The 7,182-nt window shown below is 39.3% G+C and carries 6 protein-coding genes; all 6 read right to left on the bottom strand.

Translation table 11 applies throughout. The features are described from left to right. Positions 1-107: 107 nt before the first annotated feature. The 6 genes from F6K53_RS34560 to F6K53_RS34535 all read right to left on the bottom strand — a co-directional run bounded on the left by F6K53_RS34560 (position 108) and on the right by F6K53_RS34535 (position 6,931). Positions 108-1,724, bottom strand: coding sequence for an AAA family ATPase (locus tag F6K53_RS34560; RefSeq protein ID WP_293072295.1), 1,617 nt, complete (start codon positions 1,722-1,724; stop codon positions 108-110). A 156-nt stretch (positions 1,725-1,880) separates the two neighbouring features. After that, positions 1,881-2,342, bottom strand: coding sequence for an ASCH domain-containing protein (locus tag F6K53_RS34555; RefSeq protein WP_293072294.1), 462 nt, complete (start codon positions 2,340-2,342; stop codon positions 1,881-1,883). A 21-nt stretch (positions 2,343-2,363) separates the two neighbouring features. Next, positions 2,364-4,472 (bottom strand): GNAT family N-acetyltransferase, encoded by a 2,109-nt coding sequence (locus F6K53_RS34550; RefSeq protein WP_293083817.1) that lies wholly within the window; start codon positions 4,470-4,472, stop codon positions 2,364-2,366. A gap of 86 nt (positions 4,473-4,558) precedes the next feature. Continuing rightward, the gene (locus F6K53_RS34545; protein WP_364305200.1) at positions 4,559-4,909 is read right to left on the bottom strand and encodes a transporter substrate-binding domain-containing protein; all 351 of its coding nucleotides are present in this window, start codon (positions 4,907-4,909) and stop codon (positions 4,559-4,561) included. A 462-nt stretch (positions 4,910-5,371) separates the two neighbouring features. Next, a complete protein-coding gene (locus F6K53_RS34540) occupies positions 5,372-6,544 on the bottom strand; it encodes an N-acetylmuramoyl-L-alanine amidase (protein ID WP_293022039.1) in 1,173 nt (390 codons plus the stop codon). 231 nt (positions 6,545-6,775) lie between these two features. Further along, complete coding sequence (locus F6K53_RS34535) at positions 6,776-6,931, bottom strand: hypothetical protein (protein ID WP_293072292.1); 156 nt, start codon at positions 6,929-6,931, stop codon at positions 6,776-6,778. Positions 6,932-7,182 lie beyond the last annotated feature (251 nt).

Raw genomic sequence — 7,182 nt, 5'->3', positions numbered from 1 at the left:
TCTTAATTCTTAATTCTTAATTCTTAATTCTTAATTCTTAATTCTTAATTCTTAATTCTTAATTCTTAATTCTTAATTCTTAATTCTTAATTCTTAATTCTTAATTCTTAATTCTTAATTCTTAATTTAATAGTGTCCCAGCGAAATTGGTCTAGTTTGTCTCGTTGATCGAAAAAGTATTCTTCTAGATATGGCTCAATTTCCCTTTGCCAGATATCTTCAATTTCCTCAGCTATAGTTTCTAGGAGAAAGAAGGAGATTCCGAGGGAGTAGTTAGGATCTGCGATCGCATTATTTATTTGTTCCAGTATCTTAATCAATCCATTCACTGGAAAATCCGTTGTTTGGTGATATCGTCTCAGGATTTCATAGTTGGGATAGAGCCGAATAAATGCAAAGCGACGGCGAAATGCCTGATCAACTAGAGCAATAGAACGGTCTGCTGTGTTCATAGTACCGATGATCCGAACATTTTTCGGGATACTGAATAGTTGATTACTGCCAGCTAAGGGAATTTTTTGATCCCGGTACTCTAGTAGATACAATAATTCTCCAAACACACTAGCGAGGTTAGCACGATTAATTTCATCGATGATTATAACACAAATTCCTTGCCGAGACTCAGCTTTATTACAGAATTCTATAAATCTGCCTGGAACTAAAGGATATCTCAATTCCCCATTTTGACTTTGTGGACGAATACCTTGAATAAAGTCTTCATAGGAATAGGCAGGATGGAATTGGACAAGTTCTGTGAATCCATCACTTCCACTGATTAAATGGTTAGCAATTTTTTGAGCACTATAGGTTTTACCTGTACCTGGTGGGCCGTAAAAAATTCCTTGTCCTTTGCGTTCAATAGCACGTATCCATCCCTCTAACTCTGCTATATCAAAACCAGTATCTTTAGCACAGTCGCTTACCGTATAGTCCTCTGGTAACGCCATCCTTGAACCATCAGAGGTAAATTCGATAACCTCCTCTTTACCGGAAAAATTATACCCTTTAACCGCAACCAACCAGTAGCAAAACATATCGAATAAATCATTATCTCTGAGCACTGGTACACCCGGTTGATGCATAGTGTTATCTAATGCTTTAATCAGCTTCAATCCTGTAGCATTGGCCGCTGGATAATCTGTCAGTCTCTTTCCGTAGGATGTATTAACAAAGTAATTGATAACCTGTCGAGAATTATCATTGATTAACAGAAACCTATCTGGTTGCAGCCCATTGAGGAGATTCGTCAGCATTTCCGTCGGAAAACCTTTAGAGTATTCCCCTGTAGAAAACTGATCACAAGCTGCTGATAACTGATTAGGATGCTTAGTGCAGCAACCAACAAATTCAAGGATGTCGTAACCAATCTGCTCTACTAACCTTTGTATCCATTTATGCTGATATTTCAGTTTTAATGGCAATCGTAATTCTAAATAATTATCACGTTTTCTAGGAATAGTTAGTATCCATGAATCATCACCCTCACCATATTGACTATTCAACGTAATCGCTAATTCTCTATCAGGGAATAGCTGAAACAGTATCGGTTCTGTTATAGCTTCTCCAGACTCCACTATAGCAGAGATTGCTTCAAAATTCCGACACCAAAGGCGACGCTGCTCTTTGTAGGTTGCCATGTGACTTAACCCAACCGGTGTGTAGGGATATGAACTGATAAATTCCTGAAATAGACTGACCAATTCAGCTTTATTATCCCCCACCATACTATCCACCTAATTTTTTTTATTAGAACATGTTTGAGACATTAGAGACTGTTAGTTAGTTAGTCATTGATTCTCAGTAATTGATTATTGGCTTGCTATTATCCATTATTGATTCTCCATGACCCATTACAAAATCTCTTTTTAGTAACTATTTAGCTAATTGATATAATTATCTGACATAATTGCCATTTTATCCTCTACAATAGACTTAAGATGCTCAAATTGACTAGTCGTCAAGTAATGATAAGATTGTGGAGGTCTAAAGTTAGCCCATTTTGCTCTCAAATCTTGTAAAGTTACTGGGGGCTCAAAATGTTCTATGAGTTTTAAGCAAATCCCATAACCGACAGCAGCTTCCTCATAATACTCATTAAAATCTTTTTTTTCTATACCAGCATTGTCTTTTACTTTATACCAAAGGATATCCGGGCGGTCTTGAATAACGTTTTCTACTTCAAAAAAACCCGATAAAACCTTATCTGGAGCCGAGACATAAACCACAACAATATCCCCTGGTTCTAATCGAGGACGCACCCGACGAAGTTCAATTTTTTTTGTTCCATTGAATAATTGATTAGCATATTTAGGACGAATTGATAATAACAACACATTGGGCATTGTTAACACGAGTAATTTTGATTAATTTTGGGTGCATTCTCTATATATTATTGTAAATTGTTCTTGATAAATCCGCAACGGTGATTGAAGTGTTAAACGCTTACCCAGTATTTCTTGAATTTCCGCCAAATCTATAGGATTTTTAAACAGTTCAGTATCACTAAATCGAAGCGCCATCAGCTTTTTATTAGGATCATTTTTGGTAAGCTTCATTAAATCTTCTAATTCATATACACCCAATCGTCGAAACTGTTGATGGAGATTTTTAGGTTTATTTACGACTACTTCATCAAGTCTAGAGCACGCTCTTACCTTTCCTGTGCCGCAATACTTTTTATTATAGCTTACATACCAAAGAATTCTACCAACAACCCCTGGTTTTAAGCCACCATTACCTCGATGGCTTCGATAATAGACAAGTTCACGTTTTAGCGCCAGATCAGTTTCCGATCTCCATAGGAGCTGGTTAGCTAAGTCTTCATCGAATAATTCCTTTGCCCATTCTGCTTGAATAGGAATGATTATAGTAGGAAGATCAGCATCAATAATTTTTGCTGGCCACAGTATGCGTTCAACGTCTAGCGTTGTTTTTACCGCTGTGGTTAATTTATCAGTTTTGAGGGTATCAGCAATTTTTAGGCAAAAGTTATAATCTTGACTTCGATTCGCTAAAGTAGTGAGATAGTCTGATAATTCTGTCGCCGTAACCGCAACGGCAAGATTGGCATTTAAATAACCATCCTTAACTTTAAAAAATGCATCATCTTGAATACCGCTAAGAATAGTGTGATCCAAATAAGGTTCAGTAATTCGTGTAAATGGCAGATTTTCACGTACTGACAGGGATATAAACCAAAAAATTAAGTGCCGCGCCAGGGTTTCTTCAAGAGGACCAGATCTAACCCGAAAAATTGGCACGTTTAACTCATTATTTTTATGAGTATGATACGCAATTAAAGCTAGGGGATTTTTTTCTGACTGGAGAATAATATAACACTTAAATTTATCGGGGTTAGCAATAATATAGCCCAGCCTTCCTTGAAAATTACTAAGTTTTTCTACCTTAGCACCAACCAAAAACGTTTCACTCAAAAAACGTACTTGATCAAATTTATGAACACGTTGTCTAGTGATACCTGTGCCTGCTAATCGTACAGGCTGATAGTTAATATATTCGTGAAGATAATCTAGCTTAACAATTAAACTAGTAGGACTAAGGATTGATAAGTTAAATTCCTGATTGATAGCATCTGCGATCGCTAGTATTTGTGAATTACGAGTCAAAAAAAATGGTGCATCTGAAGCTATGGCTATAGCTAACTGACTTAGGTCAGATTTATTGATAGTTACCTGAGTTGATAACAAAACCTTGGTTAGAGCGCGACAAGCTGTTTGAAAGTCTTTCTGATTGTAGGGGAGTTGAGTAAAGGTATCGGCTAACTGGCGTTTACCATTCCTTTGTTTACTATCATCAATACTATTGATGACCTTAAATATTTCATTAGTTATACATAACTCCAAGTCAGGTTGTAACCAATCAGCTAGTAGAGAGTCGGATTCGGCCTTTGACCTAGCTTCATCTCCTTGCAAGTCAAAAAACACGCTGGTATCAATGACTGCACACAATTTAGACTCAAGTTTTTGGGTAGCAACCGTAGAAAATAGGGTAGGATGGTCGTGATCCCGCCACCAAACGGTAAGTAGTTTTCCATCCTTGCTCCTTCCGGGTTTTTCAGCCAAAGGAACAAAGTCTAAGTGAGACCACATTTTCTCTAATCCATAATCACGACGGCATTTGAGTTTAATGCCGTAAAAGTCCTGAGTATTCTGACTTAGATAATTAACCAGCTTCTTAGCAATACCGTTACCACGCCATGATGGCTCGATGCATAGATGAACAATAACGATGATATTATGTCTACGCACCTTCCGGTATAACAAATAACCGGTACACTTTTTTTCAGGAGTAAGCGCCACAAGTATTTGACCACTTAGTGCGTGTTGATCAAACGCTCCTTCAGGAAAATGACCAAGAGTGGTTGCGTGTGCTCGTCCCAAAGCCTTGACTGTCCTTAGGTGCAAGGATTTTTCATCAATTTTTTCAATTTGAAGTTGTATCTCTTGTGTCACGTTACCAATTACCAATTACCAATGGCCAATTACCAATTACTATGCATGTAATCGACCCTATTGTACGTGATTAAGCATACCTAATCTTACTGGTTAGAAGGAAACCACTTTTGCTCTAGGTTGGTCAGTTCTCCGTCTTCCTGTAATTGCCAAATAATTCGGTTGATTGGCTCGCGATAATGGCTACCTTGAGGCAAAACTATGCCGTAGTCTTGTTCAGCAAACAACTCACCGACAATCTGGTATTCTCCGTTTTGTGACGTTTGGTAAAGTAACGTTGGTGAATCATAAACTAGAGCCTGCACTTGCCCCGCTTTGAGAGCTTTGTATGCATCTTCCACCTGCTCAAATTCAATTAGCTTGACTGGCTTTTGATTCATATATCTGGCAGAGGTCGTGTCTGCGACAGTACCAACCTGTTTTCCGAATAGATCGATAAGATCAGAAATATTCGATTCAAGTAGTTATATACAATTAAACTTGACTGTTAAGATCAGGTATAGCGCTACGCGCAAGGCAAGAGACAAGAGGCAAGAGGAAAAAGTTGACTACAACAGCTTTTGCTGCTTGTATCAATATCCTAACTTTAATGCTTAGTGCTATATTAGACAAGGGTAAACGGTTAATATCAAGATTTTTATAAACGTCACAAATGTAACTATTAATAGACTTACGTTTAATTATGTATATAGTTATGAAACCCTAGCTTAAATACCGCTTTTATACCTAGAGAAAGGAGGCTAAATAATTACTTTGTTAGCCTCCCGTTTTTTGAAAAATTAATAGGTGCGCTCTTACTTGGCGAATTAAATTCGCCACGGGTCGCACCTCTTGTATAGATTAATGGTTAATGGGTCATCGTAAACTAGCAATTACCAATTCCAAATTACCCATTACCATTAGTCAAGATTCAAAGTAGACCAAGTTATAGAACCTACAATCCCATCAGCATATAATCCTTTCGCTTTCTGATAAGCAATCACAGCAGATTTTGTCCGAGATCCAAAATCACCATCCGTTGCACCAGAATAAAATCCTTGGGTTTGGAGCAGCTGCTGTAGTTCCTCTACTTCTGATCCAACTGCTCCTTGAATTAAAGGAAGATAGGCAGATGAGGGTTGATCGTTACGCCATCTTTCTGAAAACTCTTCCAAGACTTCTTTTGGTAGTTGTTTTTGTAGCCACTCAATCGCTTGTTTTTGGTGAGGTAAGCCACGATAATACTTGTAGGTGTTCAGGATAACCACAGGCTTGCGGTTCTGGTTACCTGGTTTAGAAGGAGATTTCTCTGATGGTTTAGAAGAACTTTTCAGTGCTTCCCAGGTCTTTGATCCCACTAATCCATTGGGATTGAGTCCCTCAAACTTCTGAAAGGAAATTACTGCTTTGGTGGTAGCAGGACCAAAAATGCCATCAACTGGGCCGGGACTAAACCCTTTAGTTTGGAGGGATTGCTGTAGCTGTTTGACTTTCAGACCAGTGTCTCCTTCTCTGAGATAGTCTTCAACTGATGAGTCAAGGCGCTGACGAACTTCTCGGCGCAACCGAGGCAATTGACTGTATAACCAGTCCCCAGGGCATTGGGTTGGTGAAAAGTCTCGATGTCCTTTAATATTGTCTGGGCTAATCTTGGTAGTGTTGCAAATCGAAACACATAAATCTACCAAACTTTTCCATTGTTTGGCATTCATCCGGTAGCTGATAAAGGTGCCTTCATTTTCAATTCCCGGTGACTGGTTACCTAGAGTACTACCAGCATGAGCAGAGCTGACAGAACGTCCTTTTTTAATCGCTGATAAGGAACTCTGTCTACCTTCGAGTAAATATCCACCGGTGGTATTCAAAAAGTTGTGACCTGAGTCATCCCAGCCAAAACCATCCATGTGGGATTTTTGAATACTCCTAGCCAAACTTCTGGATCCCCATAAGGTTCCTTTCGATAGATCATTCGGGGCATTGGGAGTAGCAGTATGGTGAATAATAATATATCGTGGTCGAGTGGTATCTGGCCATTTTTTTGGGGGTTTAGCTCCCCATTCTTTTGCTGAAATGACACTAGCAGTGAAAGACATATTGACTTGCGGTCTCCAGTTATAATAGTTTACTAATGGGCTCGTCGAAATAGGATGCGAACAATTAACCAAACTATGGATTTGGCTGAGGTGGATTGGGATACTCTTAAACCGTAATTAATCGGGATAAACCCGTACAAAACGGTCAAGGTGCAATGTATTGTTGCCTGAGTGAGGGGTGGTTATACAGTAATTGGAGTTGAACCTTCCACCCGTCTTTCTAGGCATTCCTCAAATCCCGTTGAGGAGTTGCTTGAAAGCCTTAGCCAAGGTATGCTTACAATCAAGCCAACCAAGCTCGACTGCATCTAGCAGGCTAAGCCCCATCCCTTTCAAGAAACGCGCGGTACGACGCAACAACACTGCTTGAACCTCGGTTTTATTCATGTACCGAGTTATTTCCTTGTCGGTACCGCGAGCAAGGATGTTCTTGGCAGCATTGCAATCAGCCTGTGTTAGAGTCGATGTCCTCTATTATGGGGAGCACCTCTCCTTCAGAACCGAGCGTGAAGGTTTCCCCTCACTCGGCTCCTAGATATCCTTAGCTTTCGCTTTGCTTCAGTGTATCTGTTGGTGGCAGCTTTGATGTACTGCTAGTAAGTTCTTAGATTTCCAATTGTCGTGGTTTCCATCGACGT

It is taken from the genome of Moorena sp. SIO4A1 (genome assembly GCF_010672065.1).
Lineage (GTDB): Bacteria > Cyanobacteriota > Cyanobacteriia > Cyanobacteriales > Coleofasciculaceae > Moorena.
This window is presented reverse-complemented; position numbering and strand designations above follow the sequence as displayed.

Coding starts and splice junctions, on each gene's coding strand:
- F6K53_RS34535 (WP_293072292.1), bottom strand. CDS start 6,931: ATGAATAAAACCGAGGTTCAAGCAGTGTTGTTGCGTCGTACCGCGCGT.
- F6K53_RS34560 (WP_293072295.1), bottom strand. CDS start 1,724: ATGGTGGGGGATAATAAAGCTGAATTGGTCAGTCTATTTCAGGAATTT.
- F6K53_RS34555 (WP_293072294.1), bottom strand. CDS start 2,342: ATGCCCAATGTGTTGTTATTATCAATTCGTCCTAAATATGCTAATCAA.
- F6K53_RS34540 (WP_293022039.1), bottom strand. CDS start 6,544: ATGTCTTTCACTGCTAGTGTCATTTCAGCAAAAGAATGGGGAGCTAAA.